At 42.2% G+C, this 1,959-nt stretch carries 3 protein-coding genes; 1 reads left to right on the forward strand and 2 read right to left on the reverse strand.

Features of this window, described 5'->3' with window-relative positions:
* On the forward strand, window positions 1-110 hold a 110-nt coding region (locus tag JS46_RS22620; protein ID WP_019725171.1), incomplete at its 5' end, for an IS1 family transposase.
* On the opposite strand, the gene JS46_RS22625 is transcribed toward JS46_RS22620, so the two are convergent.
* Together JS46_RS22625 and JS46_RS23815 are read right to left on the reverse strand one after the other, a co-directional pair.
* Window positions 104-1,315 (reverse strand): UvrD-helicase domain-containing protein, encoded by a 1,212-nt coding sequence (locus tag JS46_RS22625; protein WP_160173342.1) that lies wholly within the window; start codon window positions 1,313-1,315, stop codon window positions 104-106. The two genes, JS46_RS22620 and JS46_RS22625, sit on opposite strands and share 7 nt — an antisense overlap.
* A 534-nt stretch (window positions 1,316-1,849) precedes the next feature.
* On the reverse strand, window positions 1,850-1,959 hold a 110-nt coding region (locus tag JS46_RS23815; RefSeq protein WP_019725171.1), incomplete at its 5' end, for an IS1 family transposase.

Here is a 1,959-nt window from a genome sequence, read left to right on the forward strand (position 1 = left end):
TGAGGCAGCACCTGGCACGGCTGGGACGGAAGTCGCTGTCGTTCTCAAAATCGGTGGAGCTGCATGACAAAGTCATCGGGCATTATCTGAACATAAAACACTATCAATAAGTTGGAGTCATTACCCGGTAATCAAACCCAATTTCCAGTCGTCGTTTCGTTACATAATATGATTCATACTCATATTCAATTCTATTAACGTGCATGAAGTTAGCAAGCAAAAGTTCCTGGTAACCTCTCACTTTTTCGCCACCTAAAGTTCTGAATTCGTTATCGCGTAGATGTTTCTCATACTCCGATTTTGTACTGAACTGCAGAGCATCTACGGGAGGCGTAGTCAGCTCAATCAAATCAAAAACGCGCGCAGGATCGGCGCTGATATACTCATAAATCCATTTTGTAACCCACTGCTTGAGCTTATAATTATCTTCTGCAAACACACTTATCTGTGTGGAAATACCTGCATCTCTGAGTATCTGCCTGCCCAATGCATGAAAAGTAGAAATATAGGGCTTAGTGGCTAAAGTTACGCTTCCATTAATTGCTTTGCTTTCCAGACGTTCTTTCAGCTCATTTGCTGCAGTCTTGTTATAAGCAAGAACAAGAATTTCAGAAGGTTCAGCGAGTTTTCTGTCGATCAGGTCAAGAGCCTTAGCAACCATGACGGAGGTTTTCCCCGTACCTGCAGCAGCTAAAACCATATTACGATCGTTAGACCTTAAGACGCCCAGTCGCTGCTCAACTGTGAGAGGATTAGCTTCCACAACATCAAAGAATGCTTCCCGGTTCCTGAGCTGGCAGCTTTCATGATGTTCACGCAGAGATGCCATATCCAGTGGAAAGAATTTTAACATCATCTCGATCCTCTCAATAACCGAGGCGGGTAAATACTTCTTCCAGGTATCAGCTTGCACCACGTAGTGCCTGTGCAGCTCTGATATCAGGCTTTCGATCTGCTCTGACCAAGAGTCTCGAGGGTAATGGTTGATAGCTAAAGCATCAAATTCAGAAAAGCATGCCTTCAGATAATCCTGAATATGCTCTGACACAGATTGATTAATAAACTCCAGAAAGATTGCTGTTACTTTTTTTTGCAAAAAACCGGTTTTAATCTCAGTACCATCAGAACTGAAGCGCAACTGACTTCCCAGCACCGATTCATCAACATGCGCAAACGCACGCATCGACCTGATAGAGTAATGGGCCACTTCTTTACCCTGAAGTGACAACCACAACGTATCTGAAGTCGCATTGACTGAAGGTTTTCTAAAAAGTTTCCCAAGGAAATTAACCTGGACAGAACTGACTTCATTCATCAAAGTATCACTTAACATCGCTATCTATTCATACCCCATTCTCTCTGACATTTTTTTTGTACGCAACACCCTCCTGTTTCGAAGAATATCGCCCTTGAAACGGTCACGTAAGGACCCCTTCCTTCTGCAAGATATGAGAGCTCAAGTTAAATATTTAAGATTAAATCATACAAACCAATGCCTTGATTAACAGACCTTATCTGCTTTCCGATAAGCTGCAAGCCTACATAACTACTATTTATGGCAGGTGGGTTTCATAAAGGGTTCTGCTATGTTGAGCAACTTCTCATAAAGGGGTTCTACATCATGGGATTAGGAAAATTTTTTGGGATAAAAAAAAGATAAGTTTGTAATTGGCGGGATTACAACAAAGTTACCTGAGACTGACGAACAGACAATTAATTTGGTTTCACAACTAGCCCGAAAGTTAGAAATGAAACTCCCGACTGAACAAGATATCTATTGGTTCGTTATTGAGTTTTTTGATCGCACAGCTGAGTTTAATATTTCTGCCAAATGGGTAATGACTCCAACTTATTGATAGTGTTTTATGTTCAGATAATGCCCGATGACTTTGTCATGCAGCTCCACCGATTTTGAGAACGACAGCGACTTCCGTCCCAGCCGTGCCAGGTGCTGCCTCA

The sequence above is a fragment of the Pantoea sp. NGS-ED-1003 genome, from assembly GCF_000738765.1.
GTDB classification, from domain to species: domain Bacteria; phylum Pseudomonadota; class Gammaproteobacteria; order Enterobacterales; family Enterobacteriaceae; genus Pantoea; species Pantoea septica.